This is a genomic window from Bacteroides sp. 41_26 (assembly GCF_949740115.1).
In the GTDB taxonomy this organism is placed as follows: domain Bacteria; phylum Bacteroidota; class Bacteroidia; order Bacteroidales; family Bacteroidaceae; genus Bacteroides; species Bacteroides nordii.
Genome location: NZ_CATJGZ010000128.1, coordinates 18,801 through 36,818, shown reverse-complemented (window position 1 = coordinate 36,818; position 18,018 = coordinate 18,801). Strand labels below are relative to the sequence as shown.

General features: G+C 44.5%; 18 protein-coding genes. All 18 read right to left on the bottom strand.

Features of this window, described 5'->3' with window-relative positions:
- Positions 1-4: 4 nt before the first annotated feature.
- Complete coding sequence (locus QX565_RS19185) at positions 5-469, bottom strand: DUF6108 family protein (RefSeq protein ID WP_221648776.1); 465 nt, start codon at positions 467-469, stop codon at positions 5-7.
- 40 nt (positions 470-509) lie between these two features.
- A complete protein-coding gene (locus QX565_RS19180; protein WP_289293993.1) occupies positions 510-935 on the bottom strand; it encodes a PG0215 family putative anti-sigma factor in 426 nt (141 codons plus the stop codon).
- The gene (locus QX565_RS19175) at positions 932-1,453 is read right to left on the bottom strand and encodes a GFO_1088 family ECF-type sigma factor (protein WP_221648775.1); all 522 of its coding nucleotides are present in this window, start codon (positions 1,451-1,453) and stop codon (positions 932-934) included. Before QX565_RS19175 ends, QX565_RS19180 begins: the two co-directional genes overlap by 4 nt.
- Positions 1,454-1,956: 503 nt before the next feature.
- The gene (locus QX565_RS19170; protein ID WP_002561687.1) at positions 1,957-2,400 is read right to left on the bottom strand and encodes a VOC family protein; all 444 of its coding nucleotides are present in this window, start codon (positions 2,398-2,400) and stop codon (positions 1,957-1,959) included.
- A gap of 65 nt (positions 2,401-2,465) precedes the next feature.
- Entirely contained in the window at positions 2,466-3,452 is a 987-nt protein-coding gene (locus tag QX565_RS19165) for a Gfo/Idh/MocA family protein (protein ID WP_195349549.1), read from the bottom strand.
- A gap of 400 nt (positions 3,453-3,852) precedes the next feature.
- Positions 3,853-4,683, bottom strand: a complete 831-nt coding sequence (locus tag QX565_RS19160; RefSeq protein ID WP_289293992.1) for a transporter substrate-binding domain-containing protein — start codon at positions 4,681-4,683, stop codon at positions 3,853-3,855.
- A gap of 15 nt (positions 4,684-4,698) precedes the next feature.
- On the bottom strand, positions 4,699-6,765 hold the full coding sequence (locus QX565_RS19155) for a putative porin (RefSeq protein ID WP_289293990.1): 2,067 nt from the start codon (positions 6,763-6,765) through the stop codon (positions 4,699-4,701).
- Positions 6,766-6,913: 148 nt separating this feature from the next.
- Positions 6,914-7,456, bottom strand: a complete 543-nt coding sequence (locus QX565_RS19150; protein ID WP_221648773.1) for a 2-oxoacid:ferredoxin oxidoreductase subunit gamma family protein — start codon at positions 7,454-7,456, stop codon at positions 6,914-6,916.
- A 49-nt stretch (positions 7,457-7,505) separates the two neighbouring features.
- Complete coding sequence (locus tag QX565_RS19145) at positions 7,506-7,859, bottom strand: four helix bundle protein (RefSeq protein ID WP_221648772.1); 354 nt, start codon at positions 7,857-7,859, stop codon at positions 7,506-7,508.
- 28 nt (positions 7,860-7,887) lie between these two features.
- Positions 7,888-8,652, bottom strand: a complete 765-nt coding sequence (locus QX565_RS19140; RefSeq protein ID WP_002561682.1) for a thiamine pyrophosphate-dependent enzyme — start codon at positions 8,650-8,652, stop codon at positions 7,888-7,890.
- A gap of 386 nt (positions 8,653-9,038) precedes the next feature.
- On the bottom strand, positions 9,039-10,118 hold the full coding sequence (locus QX565_RS19135) for a 3-methyl-2-oxobutanoate dehydrogenase subunit VorB (RefSeq protein WP_007484986.1): 1,080 nt from the start codon (positions 10,116-10,118) through the stop codon (positions 9,039-9,041).
- Between the two features lie 12 nt (positions 10,119-10,130).
- Positions 10,131-10,358, bottom strand: a complete 228-nt coding sequence (locus QX565_RS19130) for a 4Fe-4S dicluster domain-containing protein (protein ID WP_002561679.1) — start codon at positions 10,356-10,358, stop codon at positions 10,131-10,133.
- A 21-nt stretch (positions 10,359-10,379) separates the two neighbouring features.
- Positions 10,380-10,658: a tetratricopeptide repeat protein gene (locus QX565_RS19125; protein WP_195570487.1), complete on the bottom strand. Its 279-nt coding sequence runs from the start codon at positions 10,656-10,658 to the stop codon at positions 10,380-10,382.
- Positions 10,659-11,005: 347 nt separating this feature from the next.
- On the bottom strand, positions 11,006-12,409 hold the full coding sequence (locus tag QX565_RS19120) for a glycoside hydrolase family 28 protein (protein WP_025867700.1): 1,404 nt from the start codon (positions 12,407-12,409) through the stop codon (positions 11,006-11,008).
- A gap of 208 nt (positions 12,410-12,617) precedes the next feature.
- Entirely contained in the window at positions 12,618-13,052 is a 435-nt protein-coding gene (gene rpiB, locus QX565_RS19115; protein WP_195349552.1) for a ribose 5-phosphate isomerase B, read from the bottom strand.
- Positions 13,052-15,061 (bottom strand): transketolase family protein, encoded by a 2,010-nt coding sequence (locus tag QX565_RS19110; RefSeq protein WP_195570488.1) that lies wholly within the window; start codon positions 15,059-15,061, stop codon positions 13,052-13,054. The genes rpiB and QX565_RS19110 overlap by 1 nt, the downstream gene beginning before the upstream one ends.
- A gap of 304 nt (positions 15,062-15,365) precedes the next feature.
- The gene (galK, locus tag QX565_RS19105; protein WP_002561674.1) at positions 15,366-16,520 is read right to left on the bottom strand and encodes a galactokinase; all 1,155 of its coding nucleotides are present in this window, start codon (positions 16,518-16,520) and stop codon (positions 15,366-15,368) included.
- 33 nt (positions 16,521-16,553) lie between these two features.
- Positions 16,554-17,873, bottom strand: a complete 1,320-nt coding sequence (locus QX565_RS19100; protein WP_221648771.1) for an MFS transporter — start codon at positions 17,871-17,873, stop codon at positions 16,554-16,556.
- Between the last annotated feature and the right edge of the window lie 145 nt (positions 17,874-18,018).

Here is an 18,018-nt window from a genome sequence, read left to right as displayed (position 1 = left end):
TGTTTTAGTTTTTTCTTTGGAATAAGAGTGCTACAAGCTCGTCCGAATTCAGATTGCCTTCGATATAGATCAAGGTAGCGCTGTTTTTCTTCCCGATCTTGAACAGGAGGAAACGGTTCAGCTTCTCTTTGCCTTTTTTCACCTGAGTGAGTTGATAATAGGCAGTCAGCAGTTTACCGTCTTCGATGATCTCCTGTATTTTTTTCATAGTTCCTTCTTTCTGGTCTTTCTCCAGACAATCCAGTATATAAGGTAATGCTTCTGTCACATCTTTGAAAACCAGACTTTTGTATAGGTCGATACGGTAGGAGTCCAGCATGTCTCGGGACAATTCTACCATCGTCACACCCTTTTGCTTGCCGTATTTCTGAAATACGGAAGCACTGTGCAGATCTTCCTGTGCCTTTATACCAGCCGGGAAGGCAGCTAATAGCAGGATGATAAGTGTTGTGCGAATGACTGTATTCATATAGGTTCTTTTTATTTTTTTTGATAGTTTACTACTGTTTCTATTCACCAAAGAGGCTGTCGAGAAGTTCATCTTCGTCGAGGCTTACATTGCGGAAAGCCGCCATAGCTTGTTCGCGCACCAGATTTTCGTCCGTGTAGCACTTACCGTCGATGATGACGTAGCTGTCGGGCATAGCGTTGAAGTGACGGTGAATACCGGCAATGCCCAGTAGCAGAAGCAGTCCGGCGGCAATTCCGCTCAGGGTGTAGATGGCGTGGCGACGGAGCTTTTTTTGCTTTGTAGCAGGCTCTGTATCGGTGACCTTAGCTTGCCTGTTTTCTTTTTCAAGGAAAGCAAACAGGGGGCTGTATTCTTTCAGGTGTTCCGGCACGATTCCCTGGGTGAAGAAGTGTCTGAGTTCGCGTTCTTCTTCGCAAGAGGTTTCACCTTCAAAGTATTTATTTAATAATTCTTCTATATTCATGCTTCGTTTCTCCTTTTTCTTTCTTGTATGGTTTGCAGGTAAATGTCTCTAACTTTCTTTCGTGCTCTGGACAAGTTGCTGCGGATAGCTTCAGGATTACATCCGGTGATTTCTGCAATCTCGTCTGTTTCGTATTCCTGCACGTCCTTCATTTGTATGATGGTGCGTTGCAGACTGGGTAGCGAGTCGATGATTTCGCGCATCAGGCGGAATTCATCTTTCTCTTCGAGTACTCGCTCCGGAGTAGCCGATTGGCTGGGGGCTTGCACCTGATCCAGTGAAAGGGCGTCCGGGCGTCGGGCCCGCCAGATATCCATGCAGAGGTGGTGTGTCATGGTCATGGCCAAGGCTTCGATACTGCGGTATTCGTCCAGTCTCTGGCGCATATTCCATAGCTTCAGCATGACTTCCTGCACTGCGTCTTCGGCATCGGAGGGATCTTCTGTCAATTTCCGCGCATAGTTTAATAACTTTTCGCGGAGGGGTAGCACGTCTATTTTAAATTGTTTGAGTTCCATTTACATCAATAAGACGGAGGGAGAGGAGAAACGTGACATCAAAGATAGAACTTTTTTAAGTAAACTGGAAAAGCAGGTTGCTTTCTGTCTCTGTAACAGTCTTTTTTGTTAAGTAATCGTCCATCGTTATATGATACTTTTATTGAAACGCAGAAACTCACAGATTCACGCAAAGCATATCATTGCTCAAGTATAGCGCAGCCATTTAATCTGCGAAAATCTGCGATCATTTGCGTTTCAATAAAATGTTGTCATAGTATGAACTAAATTTGAAGTACTACTTACTATTATCAAACTATCATTTGCAGATAAGCTGTTGAGTAGGAGTCTTTAAGCAAGGATAAACAATGGTAGAGGTAACGATTGGGTAACCGTTTGGCAAATACTTAACTTTTATTGTTGGCAGATCCTATTCTGATATACTTGAAAACCATGTTGTACCAATAAAGCGGGGAATCTCATACTATCTGAGATTCCCCGCTTTATTGTAAGAGAAAAACTCTTTACTCGTATTTTTTGCATTCTTCTATTAGCTCTTCGCTACATTGTTCCGGAGCTAATGGTGAAAAAAGTTCTATTAAATTATCTTCAGGATCGCGCAAATGCACCGTGCGCATTCCCCAATCAGCCATATTGGTGGGTTCATTAACAAATACCACACCCTTTTCTTTCAACGCTGTATAAGTATCGTCAACATTGTCTACACTGAATGATACAAGTGATTTCTCTCGGAATCCAACAGGCAGTTCTTTATTCGCATTACCTACAGACGGTGCCATCCAGTCGGATACAAAAAGGGCAAATCCTTCTATTCCGTCTGCTACCTTAAAACTGGCATATCCACTGTTCTCATCGCCCCAAGCCGGTTCCAATCCAAGTTGTTCAGAGTAGAACTTAAAACATTTAGCAAAATCCTTAACCAATAATCTTACATTACTAAATTTCATTGTTGTCGAATTTTTATGGTTATTCTTATACGTGTGTTTCTTGAATTATTCATTAGCAATGACTTTTATATCTTTCCCAGTATCTTATCCATCACCCAATTGGTAAGTGTGGCACTTTCGCCGTCGCACGTACAGATTGATTTTCCTAACAGATGGTCTACCACTGCCTGAATAAGCGGTTGTTGTACATGTTCAGGGTTTTCGATATGTATCTCTTCCCGTCCTCGTTCCGTATGTAGTGCAATGGGATCAAATGAAAAGACGGAGAAACAGATCATACCTTTGTCACCGATAATTTCGATACGGTCTTCCTTGGCGGACTCATGTGCAACGAAGCACCAGGAGCCACTCCCTACCAGTCCGTTGTCAAACTGGAAGCAGGCACTCAATGTGTCTTCTGCCGGATACAATCCGCCACGGTTACTTTTATAACCACTGGCTTCGAGGATGCAACCAAACATCTCCTGCAATAAATCTATCTGGTGAGGGGCGAGATCATAGAAATAACCACCTCCGGCGATGTCTGCCTGCACCCGCCAGGGTAGGTTGTCGCGGTTATAGTCCAGATCGCGGGGAGGCTGGGCGAAGCGGATTTGTATATTGATTACATTGCCGATAGCACCTTCTTCCACAAGCTGTTTTACCTTGATGAAGTAGGGCAGGTAGCGACGGTAGTAAGCCACGAAACAAGGAACGCCCGTTTCGCGTGAGATACGGTTGATACGGGTGCACTCTTCATAAGTGACGGCCATTGGTTTCTCTATATAGGCGGGCTTGCCGGCTTTCATTGACATGATGGCGTATGTGGCGTGAGAGGAAGGGGGAGTGGCAATGTAGATGGCGTTTACCTCCGGATCATCAATAAGCTCCTGAGCATCGTCATACCATTTTCTGATACCTCTTTCCTCTGCATAAGCTTTTGCTTTGGAGCCGTCACGACTCATTACGGCCACCACCTCAGAGCCTTCCACCTTTTGGAACGCAGGGCCGCTTTTCTTCTTTGTCACTTCACCGCAACCGATGAAGCCCCATTTAATAATCTTTTCACTCATACCTATCTGTTTTTTTTACGATCACAAAGATAAGAATATTTTTCTGTCAAGAGCATATTTATTGATTCTTAACTTAAAAGCGTTCCTTTTGAGAGAAAATGCTGTTTGCATCATAACACAGTGGTATTTCTATCGTAACATACCGGGAGATGAGCCATAACATACCGGGAAACAAACCGTAACATATTGGGAAACTTTTGGTGAGTGCCGGGGAAAATAGCATGAAGTATCCAGCTCGCAGGCTTTCTATGACGTATGTGCATAAAAAAAGGAGAGCGCGTAGTGTCCCTCCTTTATGTGCAGTTTAACTGAGTCTCCTTTATGAATCCATTGACCAATATACGACATTGAAATCTCAAAGCCAGGCTTTTCACCTTTTTATTTTCTTGCAAATCACTTCCTACTCCTTGCCATAGTATTTTTGGTAGATTTCTTTGTATTCTTTTCCTTCACGGAATTTTGTAAGCCAGGAGTTGAGGCTGTCCAGTAATACAGGTGATTGCTTGCTGACACCCCATGAATAAAATTGTGTAAAGCTGATATCCGTACTGATGTCAAGTTGTGGCAACGAATCTGCCGCTGCCCGGGCAATGCTTTCGTCGCACACGGCATAATCGATATCTCCGTGAGCTACCATTGCTATCAGTTGTTCCGAACCGTATTTTTCTACTTCGTTGGTGTAAATCGTATCTCCTATCTCATTTCCCAGATTGCGAATGCGGAGGATGGATGGCGAACCTTTTACTACATGGAGTGTCCGCCCTGCCAGATCGAGCTGATTTTTGACAAAGAGTGAATCGTGCTCGGATATAGGTTTGCGTTGAACTAACACCTGTTTGCTTAGAATGATGGGGGAAGTGAGAAGTAAAGAGTCCTTGAGTTCGCTGGTCACCAGGATGCCGTAGGCGATAACGTCATACTTTCCTGTTTCTAATCCTTGCAACCGTTGCCCGAAACTCATCACTGGAGATACCTGTGCCTGGATTCCCTTATCCCGGGCGAAGGCTTCTATCAGTTCGTAGTGAAAGCCCGTCACCGTATCACCGTCCACGTAAAAGCTGATAGAATTGTATTCTGTTGCTGCATGGAGAATGCCGCTTGCAATGATCTCGGCATAGTCTCGCGGATGTCCGTTCTCTTTCTCCTTCTTCTGTGGCCAGAGCCAAAGTACCAGAAAGCATATGACTCCCAGTAACAGGTATTTCAGATATTTCCGTTTTATTGGTTTCATAGGTTCACGAGGTCATTAATCGTAGAAGTTCCAGGAAACTCCAAACTTTAGCAATCGTGGATTGATCGGATAGTGGGGAGCATAAAACGAGTTCGGCCGATTTATAAGTCCGTCGTTCACGTGATACATCATGACGAAGAAACGTGTCCGTTTCAGGTGCAGATTGGCATATACATTGACAATAGGATAAGCACCTATCTCTACCTGATCTTTGGACGATTGAAGGTAAAATTGTCCGGTAGCAGGCATATAGGCCGGAGCATAATATTTAGTGAAGTAGCGTACATCGGCACCCAGTTGCACACTCAATACTTTCTTTGCGAGTTTAAAGTCGAGGTAAAGATTGTGGTACAACGAGAGAGTGGGGAGCGGAAGCACTGTACTGTTACTTGATTTCTGCCAGGTCACTTCATTGTCCAGATGGAGAATGCCGAGGCGAAAGTCTTGTGCCAGAGTAGCCGAAACTACCTGTACGTTGCCTCCAAATTGTTCGGGCACTGCCTGCTGGTTGAAGTAAGTATAATTCTTGATATTCTCTACGCCTGCTTTCAGATGCGTTTTCCAACGGTCGATGTTTAGTTCTCCTTCTATGCGGGTACGAAATTCCTTGTCCATGTTATCATTGTCCCAATAGAAGTGTTTGGAGTGATAATGGCGCATGTAGAACGAGGGCAGTGTGTTGCTGACAGACGCGCGTGCTATCAGGCTCACCGTATCCTTGCCCAAACGGAAGTTCAGATCGATATCTCCTTTTACGTTGAATTGTCCGATGGCTTTTCCCAATAAGCCTACTTCACCTATGGCGTGGTAGTGGAGTACTTTCCCTTGTCGCTTAGCCAGCTCGCCACCTACAAAAACCTCATTTTCTGTATAGTGATCTTTACTGACAGAGTCTGCATTCATCAGTTCATATTTACTGAGTTTATGCGATATGAAGGCAGTGACCCCGGCTTTGGCATATTTGTTAAAACCTTCGAGCAGGGAGATTCCAAATGTATTCTTTATGCCGATATAGGAGGTGGAATCATCCACCACATAAGGTTGTCCCGGTTTGATGTACGTATTTTGGTAATAATCTTTCAGTTGGTCGTTGGACGTAAATTTACGCTTCGTCCATTCCACCTGCATCGTGTGAATGAAACTGGTGACGGGCACAAACTCTTGTTGAGGAGGCAACGTATCATTTTCCTGTTGAGGGAGGTCGCGATGGAATCCCAGTTTGTAGCGTTGCGTCAGGAATACATAACTGTCAGTATTACGGGAAGTGGCTGTATTCATCACCGTCGGCATGTTGGTAGATTCATACACTCTTCCACCTTCTGCTGCACCCTCGGGATCTTTGATATAATCGTCGTTCGTTATACCTCCGTTCTCGTTGTTCTTCAGGTAGTTGTAGCTATACAGCAAAGTCCCTTCATATTTCTCTCCCATATAACTGATAAAGGGAGCTGCGTTGAAGTATGAGGTACTTGAATGGTTGTAATATCCGCGTCCATACAGATAGTCGATGTTGAAGCCGAAAGCAAGCCGCTTGTTGACATTCACCGAAAAATAAGATTTGAAACGCTCTTCTCCGTTTATTTTGTTACCTGCTTTGTTATAGGTCAGATTCGTATATGGAACATTGCTATTGGTAAAATTAAATTCATCAGGCCGCACGAAGAAGAAAGAATATGGCTGCATGAAGATAGTTGGTTCTGCTGCCTGCCGGTCAAAGAAGATACGAGACATACGTGGAGCACCCATGTTACCTAAGTAGTTATAGTGTCCGGTCATACCTTCTGTCAGATTAGCATTCTGGTAGTTAAGTCGGGCTGTATCGGCAGGAATACGGGTTACGTTTCCCAGATTTTCGCTGACACGCCACATGTAAAGTTTGGGTGGAAGTCCCTGGATTTCTACATTTGCGCTATCCAGACTTTGGGGACGCATGGCAGGGTCTATCTGGTTGCCATATTGGTCTACGATATTGCCAAATTCATCCTGTCGGTCTCCGTACGGATTGTTTGGGTTGACTTGCGCTTGGATAGCCAACTGACCTACGATAAAGAGTAGTATATATGTAAGTAGGATTCGTCTCATAATTGGGCGCAAATATACGACAAAAAAGTTGAAGCTTACAGAGTTGAAACCTTAATTAATTGAAAGTTGAAAATTGAAAATTGAAAGTTAGCTGCGCTGCCATGCTGCATAGTAACTTTCAATTTTCAATTTTCAACTTCCAACTAAATTAAGCCTCCCTGATCAGTTCCATCCCTTTCTTGATGGCTTCTTCATTCATCGGTATCAGGTGATGATGGCGTTCGGGGAGAGTTTTCTTTAATCCTTTGATAACATTTTCCAGTGTTACAATAGGACGTAGTTTCAGTAAGCCACCCAGTACGATCATGTTGAATGCTTTGGCATTCTTCATTTCATTGGCTGCATCCATAGCATCAATGCGGTATACTTTGATGTCTTTGCGGGTAGGTGGGTTGATAATTCCGTATCCGTCGTAGATAAGAATTCCACCCGGCTTGATACGGCTCTCAAACTTCTCGAGCGAAGGCTGGTTTAATATGATAGCTGTGTCATACTGACTTAGAATCGGAGAGGAGATTCTGTCATCACTTACGATCACCGTTACGTTGGCAGTTCCACCGCGTTGCTCCGGTCCGTAAGCTGGCATCCAGGTTACTTCTTTGCCTTCCATCAGTCCGGAATAAGCTAAAATTTTTCCCATAGACAGTACTCCCTGTCCACCGAATCCTGCTATAATTATTTCTTCTTTCATTTTTTAATAATGTGCTAATGTGCCAATGTGCTAATGTGTCAATTAAGGGTTACATTTGCTGTTTGGCCGAATTAATAATGCTGTTTAGTAATCTCAATATGTCGCCGAGGTCATTTAGCAGATTCTTTTCATAGGGATAATTTGTAGCTTCTTCACAAAGCAATAGCCAGTATTTGGTCTCTTCTGCTTCCTTTGCAGCTATTTTGAGTTTATGAATAAAATCAGCTCTACTCTCACAGTTTTGTGCCTCATGTATATTTGCGCCAATAGATGTTCCACTTTTTAATAATTGGTGGGATACTACAAATTTTTTGTTTTGTTCAAGAGTTTCGCAATAGTTTATGATAGATAAAGCAAATGCAAAACTCTTATCCAAAACAATATTTCCAGTCTTTATTGGCATATTGGCACATTGGCATATTGAATAATCATTATTCTTTATTTTTCAAGTCACCGAGCGGATAGAATGGGAACATATGTTCTTCCATCCATTTGTTAGACTTTTCGGGAGTCATTTTCCAGCCGGAACTACAAGTAGAAACAATTTCTACCAGGTTGGAGCCTTTGCCAGCCATAGAGTTTTCAAATGCTTTGCGGATCGCTTTCTTTGCTTTACGGATTGCAGGAACCGATTGTACGGATTGACGGGTAACGTATGCCGTACCTTCCAGTTGCGCAGCAATTTCAGTAATTTTCAGAGGATATCCGTGCAAGTCTACATCACGTCCGTAGGGGCAAGTGGCGGTTTTCATACCCACGAGGGTTGTTGGAGCCATCTGTCCACCGGTCATACCATATATGGCATTGTTGATGAAGATGATAGTGATATTCTCACCGCGATTGAGTGCATGGATTGTTTCGGCTGTACCGATACAGGCAAGGTCACCATCGCCCTGGTAAGTGAATACCAGACGGTCCGGCCATAAGCGTTTGATGGCTGTTGCCAATGCAGGGGCACGTCCGTGGGCTGCTTCCTGCCAGTCGATATCGAGATAGTTGTAAATGAAAACGGCACAACCTACGGGAGAGATACCAACGGTTTTATCTTCCATTCCCATCTCTTCAATGACCTCGGCTATGAGCTTGTGTACCACACCGTGACTGCAACCCGGGCAGTAATGCATGGCGTTATCATTCATCAGAGTCGGTTTTTTATAAACCAGATTCTCGGGCTTGATTATTTCTTCTTTAGTCATAACTTAATTTTTTTTGGTTGATGAGGTTTAAGTTGACAATTTGACAAGTGGATTTACCATCCTGCATCTTGTCTTTTTGTTAACTTTCTCCTTATCTGTTGGTGAATCGTATGAAAAACTCCATCAGCTTGACAAAGATTGCCGCACCGCATACGTATATGAATATCTTGAAATCGTCTGCTACAAAGTAAACGATAATAGCCGCTAAAGCGAGTATGATGAAAAGTATATTCAATACGTTTCTTATTTTATCGGGATTCATCTTTTTATTTACAATTTAAACATTTACAATTTACAAAACTGAACACAGCCATTTACGATTTGAAGTATCTACAATTTGCTTTTATCCGCAAGGCAAATTGTAAATTGTAAATGGTCATTGTATATTACATGATTTTTTCTTTCAGTGCACTCACAATCTCGTCCGGATCGGGCACAATACCACCAAGACGGCCAAAGTGTTCTACTTTTATTTTTCCGTTTACTGCCAGGCGTACGTCTTCGATCATTTGTCCGGCATTCAACTCAGTAACAAGCATACCTTTCACCTTATCGGCATACGCCGCAATAGCTTTTGTGGGGAACGGCCACAGAGTGATAGGACGAAGCATACCTACTTTGATACCCTCTTCACGTGCCAGCTCCATTGCCTTCTGTCCGATACGTGCCATAGAGCCAAATGCTACAATCAGGTATTCCGCATCTTCACAGTCTATTTCTTCAAAGCGCACTTCGTTTTCTTCGATTACGCGGTATTTTGCCTGGAAACGGATGTTGTTCTTTTCCATTTCTTCGGGGCGGAGTTCGAGCGAAGTGATAATATTGGGTTTACGGTCTTTGGTTTTACCGGTAGTGGCCCATGGACACTGTTCGATTACTTCTGCATCCGTGCGACGGGGTTTCATCGGTGGCAATACTACTTTCTCCATCATTTGTCCGATAACACCATCGGCAAGGATGATGGCAGGGTTACGGTATTTGAAGGCCAGTTCGAAAGCGAGCCCAACGAAGTCGGCCATTTCCTGTACAGAAGCCGGGGCAAGTGCAATCAGTTTATAGTCGCCATGTCCACCACCTTTCACTGTTTGGAAATAGTCTGCCTGGCTTGGCTGGATGGTTCCCAGACCAGGACCACCGCGCATTACGTTTACGATCAGACAGGGGAGTTCGGCTCCTGCCAGATAAGAGATGCCTTCCTGTTTCAGGCTGACACCAGGGCTTGAAGAGGAGGTCAACACCATTTTCCCACTTCCGGCACCGCCATATACCATATTGATAGCTGCTACTTCACTCTCTGCCTGGAGCACTACCATACCGGTGGTTTCCCACGGTTTCAAGTCGGCCAGCGTTTCCAATACCTCCGATTGCGGAGTAATAGGATAACCGAAGTATCCGTCGGCACCACAGCGAATGGCTGCATGGGCGATGGCTTCGTTACCTTTCATTAATACTACTTCTTCTGTCATAATAATAATTTGCTAATCTACTTTAACTTTATACACAGAGATACATCCGTCCGGACAGACCGTTGCACACGAACTGCATCCGTTGCAGGTATCTTCCAATACTTGGCGGGCATAATTGTACCCCTTTACATTCACCTCTTTGGTGAGTGATATTACATCGAGCGGACAAGCCACTACACACAGGTTGCAGCCTTTGCAACGCTCCGTGTCGACCACGATTGCTCCTTTAATTTTTGCCATAATCTATCGATTTTATTACGTTTATTGATTATACATGTCTTTGTGATAGAACTCCAGAATATCCATTACCATCTTGCGAGCTTGCAAGGCAGGACTTTCGGGGTTAATCTCGATGGCGGATTGATAATTGTTGAGGGCTTGCTGCCAGTTACCTTGCTTTCGGTAGACATTGCCCCGCAGGTAGTAAACTTCGTCTTTGGGGGCGAAGTCCGTTTGAGTGAGAAGAGTATCAAGGGCTTCAATTGCTTTATTTATATCTCCCTGATTGATAAGCTCTTTTATGGTCTCCAATTGTTTCATATTTAAATGAGTTTCAGAGTTTGCACCACAAAGATAGTTTTTTATTTATATACACAGCTTATGTCGTGGGTTAAATTTATCCTTATTGTACTTTTTCTTATCAAAAATGAGGGTGTATAGGTGGGTTTTAACGACATTTTGTTATTTTATGTTTTTAAGCAGAAACTACCTGATTGTTAGCGTATAATGGATTTAATGTAGAAAAAGAAATGGAGGGATTGCATATGTAGATAATGCCGGAAGGAAGCAGTGTAATAATGAAAGTTAAGAAAGGAGCGGATAGGGTGGAAAGAATACGGAAGGCTGTACCAGAATGAATCCGGAACAGCCTTTTCTCAATCGTTTTGTTACTTCACGAGTTCACCGTTGATGTACAGATTTTTTAGAGTGACATCGTGAGCGCCTTTGATGTCGTTGCCTCCTTTGGCTACGTTGTTGAAGTGAGAATCTTCTACGCTGATATTGTATACATGCTGGTCGTCATCCAGTCCGATGATAAGCACTCCCAGACGGCTTTTTTGGCAGGTTACATTTTTCAGGTGTACATTGCGCACGGTAGGAGTGAAGCCACGGTTGCACTGTTCCCGGTTCTCATATTGCAGATTGATGCGTAGTACGGCTTCCCGGCATTGTCCTACGGTGATGTTGCGTACAAATACATTTTCGATGATTCCACCCCGGCAGGTACTGGTTTTGATACGGATCACCCGGTCGAGATTCGGGCTGTCCATCTGGCAATTCTCAACAAACAGGTTACGATAGCCGCCGGATATTTCACTACCGATAACAACGCCACCATGTCCGTTTTTCATTTTACAGTTGCGTACGATGATGTTTTCGCTGGGTATATTCCATTTGCGCCCGTCTGCATTGCGTCCCGATTTGATGGCGATGCAATCGTCCCCGGTATCAAAAGTGCAGTTCTCTATCAGTACATTTTTGCAGGATTCAGGATCGCATCCATCTCCGTTGGGGCCACGGTTGAATATGTTGACACCACGTACAATCAGGCTTTCGCAGAACAGAGGGTGAATCACCCAAAAGGGAGAGTTCAGTAGTGTGACATCTTCTATCAGGACGGTACTGCATGCATAAAGATTGATTAACTGAGGACGCAGCCCGTCTTCCGGAGTCATGATGCGTTTGTAAACCGGGGTTGATGTTTCGCCGTACATCAGCAGGCGCTCACGTCCACCGTTGCGCTGTGCCACCATTCCCTCTTTCCAGCCATATTTGGGTGCGCCACACATGGGCCACCATGTTTCGTTGGAGCCTTGACCGTCAATGGTTCCTTTACCGGTAATAGCAATATTGGTTTCGCCATAGGCGTAGATTAGTGGGCGGGCGTTGTAACAATCCAGCCCTTCCCAACGGGTGATTACTCCGGGGAAGTATAAGCTCTGGTCGGTGAGGAATTTTAGTACGGCACCTTCTTGCAGATGAAAGTTAACGTTGCTTTTCAGGGTAATGGGGCCTGTATAAAAGGTTCCTTGGGGGACAACAACTGTGCCGCCACCAGCAAGGCTGCATTTGAGAATAGCCTGGTTGATGGCTTCGTGGCAGGGCTCGGTTTCATTGTCCGGTTTTGCACCAAAGTCAGTGATATTGTAGGTTTGTTTTGGGAAAGAGGTTTTCTTGATTTGTTTTTCAATCTTAGCACTTTCTTTGAATGCTTTGTCAAAGTCAATCGGGTTGGCAAAAGCAATTGCTGTTACTAACAGTAGAGACAGGAAGCTAAATCGTTTCTTCATTTGTTTCTTGTTGTTTTTTTGATGGATATTGGATTTTAAGTATGCAAAAATACGAAGTAACGCGGTTTTTGTGCGATATATTTTGATTGAAAGGGTGTAATTTTTGATTAATATAAGGGGGAGGAGAGGTAGAAAGGGGGATAGTATTATAATAAAAAATAAAGAGAGACATACAGTAATGCGTCTCTCTTTATTCTTTTATCTTTATTTATTTCACGGGAATTTTATCAATTCTTTTCTGATGTCTTCCTCCCTCAAATGGGGTGTCGAAGAACTCTGTCAGAATCATATCAGCCTCTTCAGTGCTGATGAAGCGTCCCGGCATCACAAGTATATTTGCATCGTTGTGCTGGCGGGCCAGGTGTGCTATTGCAGCCGTCCAGCAAAGCGCGGCACGGATGCCCTGATGTTTGTTTAGCGTCATACTGATACCATTTCCGCTTCCACAAATGGCAATGCCCGGATAGCATTCGCCAGCTTCTACTGCCAGTGCTAACGGGTGCGCAAAATCAGGATAGTCACAACTTTCAGCAGAATAAGTACCAAAGTCTTTGTATTCCCAACCTTTTGCCTGCAACCAGCCCCGGACGAATTCTTTCAGTTCGAATCCGGCATGGTCACAGCATAGTCCGATTTTTTTCATTATAGCATCTCTTTTACCTGGTTGTACACATTGGCGGCAGTGAAGCCCAGCTTCTCGTCCAGCACTGTGTAGGGAGCAGAGAAACCAAATGACTCAAGACCGAAAACTTTACCATTAGCACCTACAAGACCTTGCAGATTTACGGGCAGACCAGCGGTGAGGCCGAAAATCTTTGCACCTGTCGGGAGTACCGATTCCTGATATGCCTTATCCTGGCTGCGGAACAATCCTTCGGAAGGTGCCGATACGATACGTACCTTCACATCGTCTTTGCGAAGCAATTCGGCTCCGGCAATGAGAGTGGCTACTTCCGAACCGGAAGCTACCAGAGTTACGTCCGGATTCTCGTCAGAACCGGCAACGATGTAAGCTCCTTTGGCCACTTGTGCATAGTCGTTGCCTGTAGGCAGGCTGACGATGTTCTGGCGGGAAAGAATCAGAGCAGTCGGGGTGTAGATATTTTCCATAGCCAGTTTCCATGCAATAGTGGTCTCTTCGGCATCTGCCGGACGGAGTACAAGCATAGAGTTGTGGCCTTTGTGATTTTTCAGTTTCTCCATCAGGCGGATTTGTGCTTCCTGCTCTACGGGTTCGTGAGTAGGGCCATCTTCGCCTACCCGGAATGCATCGTGTGACCAGATGAACTTCACGGGTTGTTCCATCAGGGCTGCCATGCGGATGGCAGGTTTCATATAGTCGGAGAATACGAAGAAGGTGGCACATGCCGGAATAACGCCACCGTGAAGTGACATACCGATGCAGACACAAGCCATGCTCAATTCTGATACGCCGGCCTGGAAGAAAGCTCCGCTAAAGTCGCCACGTTTGAAAGCATGTGTCTTTTTGAGGAAACCGTCTGTCTTGTCTGAATTAGAAAGATCGGCAGATGCTACTACCATATTCTCTACTTGTGTAGCCAGTGCACCTAGTACGGTGGCCGAAGCGGCGCGGGTGGCCACATTGGGTTTCTGTTCGATAGCGTCCCAGTTTACTTTAGGAGCTTTTCCTGCAAAGAAGTTGGCCATTTTTGCTGCCAGTTCCGGGTTTGTTTTGGCCCATTCGGCTTTTGCTGCATATTTTTCGGCTACTATCTTTTTAAGGTCTTCGGTACGTTTGGCGTACAACTCGGCTACTTCCGGGAAGATAACAAACGGTTCGTCGGGATTTCCGCCCAGATTCTTGATTGTATTGATATAGGCATCACCACCTAATGGTGCACCGTGTGTAGCACAGTTGGCTTCATAGCTGCTGCCATCGGCTTTACGTGCTCCTTTGCCCATCGTGGTTTTCCCAATGATGAGTGTAGGACGTTTGCTTTCTGCTTTTGCTTCTTTGAGGGCAGTGCGGATAGCATCAGGATCATTTCCGTTGATTTCGATAACGTTCCAGTCCCATGCTTTGTATTTCATGGCCACGTCTTCTGCCGTCACTTCTTTGGTTTCGGTAGAAAGCTGAATATCGTTGGAGTCATAGAACATGATGAGATTGTCCAGTCCCAGGGTTCCGGCAATACGTCCGGCTCCTTGTGAAATCTCTTCCTGGATACCACCATCAGAGATGTAGGCATAGATAGTCTGGCTCATAACCTCACCGAAGCGGGCTTTAAGGAATTTAGCTGCGATGGCGGCTCCTACGGCAAAAGTATGTCCCTGTCCCAGCGGACCGGAAGTGTTTTCTACACCACGCATGATATCTACTTCGGGATGTCCCGGAGTAGGGCTTCCCCATTGGCGGAACTGTGCCAGCTCTGCCAGCGTATATTTACCGGTCAGTGCAAGTACAGAGTAGAGCATTGGTGACATATGACCCGGATCGAGAAAGAAACGGTCACGTCCTTCCCAGCGGGGATTCTGAGGATCATATACTAAGAACTCAGAGAAAAGTACGTTTATAAAATCCGCACCTCCCATAGCACCACCCGGATGTCCGGAGTTGGCTTTTTCAACCATAGATGCAGCAAGAATACGGATGTTGTCCGCTGCACGGTTCATAAGTTTGCTTTCGTTCATATTTATAATGATTAAGTTTTCATATTTTCCGCAAAGATAATGCAAACCGAGAGCAGAATAAAATGAACGTGTTCATTTTTTATGCCAAGGTGCAGCTTATCTTCGCTTTTTCCGCAAAGATAAGTCTTTAACGTTAATTATCGGGCATAAGAAGGGGGCTTTTTTCAATCTTTGTTTAAAGTCCGAAAGCGCTCTTCTTGTGCTGCGTACAATAACTATTTGTCCTTATCGTACTTATATCAACAAAAAGAGAGACACATCTGTTTAGGATATGTCCCTCTTTATAGAAGTTAGTTTTTGTTATTTATACGAGTTTTCTTGAACCGTCGCCGATTACAACATCATACACTTTGGGGCTTCTGCCAAATTTGGCTTTGAATGCCTCTTTTGCCTTTTCGATGAAGTTGTCGTACAATTCTTCTTTAACCAGGTTGATAGTACAACCACCAAAACCGCCACCCATAACGCGTGAACCGGTTACGCCACACTCTTTTGCCAGGTCGTTGAGGAAGTCGAGCTCTTCGCAGCTTACTTCGTAGAGCTTGCTCATGCCGTGGTGTGTTTCATACATTTTCTTACCTACTGTTTCGTAGTCGCCTACTTCCAGTGCATCGCAAACGTCGAGTACGCGTTGAATTTCTTCAATCACATATTCAGCACGCATGTAGTCTTCGTCGCTGATGTCAGCTTTGGCTTCTTTGAGCATATCCATTGTGCAGTCGCGAAGGAATTCTACGTGCGGATGTTTTTTCTGGATAGCAGCTACAGCAGCTTCGCAACTCTGGCGGCGCTTATTATAGGCCGATGAAGCGAGTTCATGTTTTACTACCGAGTCTACCAGTACAAGGCGGTAACCTTCTGGTTTGAAGGGGAAGTACTGATACTCCAGTGAACGGCAATCCAGACGGATCAGGCTGCCTGCTTTTCCGAATACGGAGGCAAACTGGTCCATAATACCACAGTTTACACCGCAGTAGTTATGTTCTGTAGCCTGTCCCACTTTGGCCAGTTCAAATTTGTCTATTTTGTTGTCGCCAAACAGATCATTCAGTGCAAAAGCGTATGTACTTTCGAGTGCTGCCGAAGAAGACATACCAGCTCCCAGAGGCACATCGCCAGAGAAAGCAGTATTGAATCCTTTCACATCAACACCGCGTTTAATCATTTCGCGGCATACACCGAAAATATATCTTGCCCAACTTGCTTTCGGAGCATCTTCTTCGTTCAACCCGAATGATACATAATCTTTCAGGTCGATAGAATATGCGTTGACAGTATTGGTTCCGTTTGGTTTGATTTCTGCAATCATGCCTTTGTCTATGGCTCCCGGGAATACGAATCCACCATTGTAGTCGGTGTGTTCGCCAATAAGATTGATGCGGCCCGGTGAGGCGTAAACTGATCCTGTAGTTCCGTCAAAGTGTTTAATAAAACGGCTTCTTACGTGTTCTATATCCATGATAATATCTTTTTAATTGGTTAATATAATAGTTTATTCAACCGGAATATTCTTGTTTACATTCTTGCAACCGATCAATGCGTAGTACAGCATGTAAGCTACACCTGCAAAGATTACCCAGAAGCTTGACATATAGCTGCTTGTTACGTCGGCCACACCACCCTGGATAAGCGGAAGGATACCACCACCGCAAACCATTACCATGAAGATACCTGATGCCATTGCTGTGTACTTACCCAGACCTTCTACAGCCAGGTTGAAGATGCCACCCCACATGATAGAAGTACAAAGACCGCAAAGGATAAAGAACATGATACCGATAGGTACATTAGCCATACCAAAGCTGATGTCTGATTTGAATACAGGCATATTGATTGTAGCCTCAACCGGAGCAAACATACCCACAAGCAGGAAGCCCAGTGCGAACAAACAAACGGTAGTTAATTGGGTTTTGCTGGAGAACTTAGCACCAAGTGCACCACCACAAAGACGGCCAATCATCATCAGGAACCAGTAAGTACCTACGATAGAACCCGCCATAGCTGTATCCATACCAATACCTTTTGCGCCGGCAGCTTCCGGAGAAGTAGTCAGGAACAAGTTTACGAAGTTAGGAATACCTACTTCAACGCCTACGTATACGAAAATAGCAACAGTTCCGAGTACAAAGTGACGGAAAGACATTGGACTGTGAGTATCTTTCACCTTGTGGTCTGAAGCGTGCTCCATGTGCGGTTCCGGAAGTTTCATACTGCCCAATACAATGAATGCTATAGCGAAGATACCCATTGCGATGAACAATGCAGGATTAGCGTCACTAATCTTGGTATCCTGGCTGATAGTACCAATCAGATAACCGCCCAGTACCGGAACGATAGTAGCTGCGATAGAGTTTAGAGAACCTCCGAACTGAATCAGCTGGTTACCTTTTTTGCCACCGCCGCCCAGTGTGTTCAACATCGGATTTACTACAGCGTTCAGCATACACATAGAGAAACCGGAAACGAAAGCACCACCCAGGTATACCCAGAAAGCGATCAATTCACCGGGAGCATAAGAAATTTGTCCGGAAAGGAACTGGATTCCTACGCCGACAAATCCAACGGCAACGGCGATTAATGCTGTTTTCTTATAACCGATTCTTTTCAGCATAATACCGGCAGGAAGCCCCATAAAGGCATAAGCTATGAAGTTTGCTGCATTACCCAACTGGGTCATCCAGTTAGGAGCATTGAATTGTTCTTTTACGATGAGTCCGAGCGGGTTTGTAAATCCTGTTACGAATGAAATCATAGCGAAGAGGGCGAACATCATTGCAATAGGCAATAGATAGCTCTTTTTCTGTTGTGTCATGGTTTTAAAAAAGTTGTTAGTTTATAAAATTAGGTTATTTAGTTATTAATTGACAATAGACAATTGACAGTTGACGGTGATAGTTAACAGTGGGTTATGCTATATGATGCTGCATAATAACTGTCAATTGTCAACTGTCAATTGT

Bases quoted from the DNA above. Each gene is read 5' to 3' on its own strand.
- QX565_RS19185 (WP_221648776.1), bottom strand. From the start codon at position 469: ATGAATACAGTCATTCGCACAACACTTATCATCCTGCTATTAGCTGCC.
- QX565_RS19180 (WP_289293993.1), bottom strand. From the start codon at position 935: ATGAATATAGAAGAATTATTAAATAAATACTTTGAAGGTGAAACCTCT.
- QX565_RS19175 (WP_221648775.1), bottom strand. From the start codon at position 1,453: ATGGAACTCAAACAATTTAAAATAGACGTGCTACCCCTCCGCGAAAAG.
- QX565_RS19170 (WP_002561687.1), bottom strand. From the start codon at position 2,400: ATGAAATTTAGTAATGTAAGATTATTGGTTAAGGATTTTGCTAAATGT.
- QX565_RS19165 (WP_195349549.1), bottom strand. From the start codon at position 3,452: ATGAGTGAAAAGATTATTAAATGGGGCTTCATCGGTTGCGGTGAAGTG.
- QX565_RS19160 (WP_289293992.1), bottom strand. From the start codon at position 4,683: ATGAAACCAATAAAACGGAAATATCTGAAATACCTGTTACTGGGAGTC.
- QX565_RS19155 (WP_289293990.1), bottom strand. From the start codon at position 6,765: ATGAGACGAATCCTACTTACATATATACTACTCTTTATCGTAGGTCAG.
- QX565_RS19150 (WP_221648773.1), bottom strand. From the start codon at position 7,456: ATGAAAGAAGAAATAATTATAGCAGGATTCGGTGGACAGGGAGTACTG.
- QX565_RS19145 (WP_221648772.1), bottom strand. From the start codon at position 7,859: ATGCCAATAAAGACTGGAAATATTGTTTTGGATAAGAGTTTTGCATTT.
- QX565_RS19140 (WP_002561682.1), bottom strand. From the start codon at position 8,652: ATGACTAAAGAAGAAATAATCAAGCCCGAGAATCTGGTTTATAAAAAA.
- QX565_RS19135 (WP_007484986.1), bottom strand. From the start codon at position 10,118: ATGACAGAAGAAGTAGTATTAATGAAAGGTAACGAAGCCATCGCCCAT.
- QX565_RS19130 (WP_002561679.1), bottom strand. From the start codon at position 10,358: ATGGCAAAAATTAAAGGAGCAATCGTGGTCGACACGGAGCGTTGCAAA.
- QX565_RS19125 (WP_195570487.1), bottom strand. From the start codon at position 10,658: ATGAAACAATTGGAGACCATAAAAGAGCTTATCAATCAGGGAGATATA.
- QX565_RS19120 (WP_025867700.1), bottom strand. From the start codon at position 12,409: ATGAAGAAACGATTTAGCTTCCTGTCTCTACTGTTAGTAACAGCAATT.
- rpiB (WP_195349552.1), bottom strand. From the start codon at position 13,052: ATGAAAAAAATCGGACTATGCTGTGACCATGCCGGATTCGAACTGAAA.
- QX565_RS19110 (WP_195570488.1), bottom strand. From the start codon at position 15,061: ATGAACGAAAGCAAACTTATGAACCGTGCAGCGGACAACATCCGTATT.
- galK (WP_002561674.1), bottom strand. From the start codon at position 16,520: ATGGATATAGAACACGTAAGAAGCCGTTTTATTAAACACTTTGACGGA.
- QX565_RS19100 (WP_221648771.1), bottom strand. From the start codon at position 17,873: ATGACACAACAGAAAAAGAGCTATCTATTGCCTATTGCAATGATGTTC.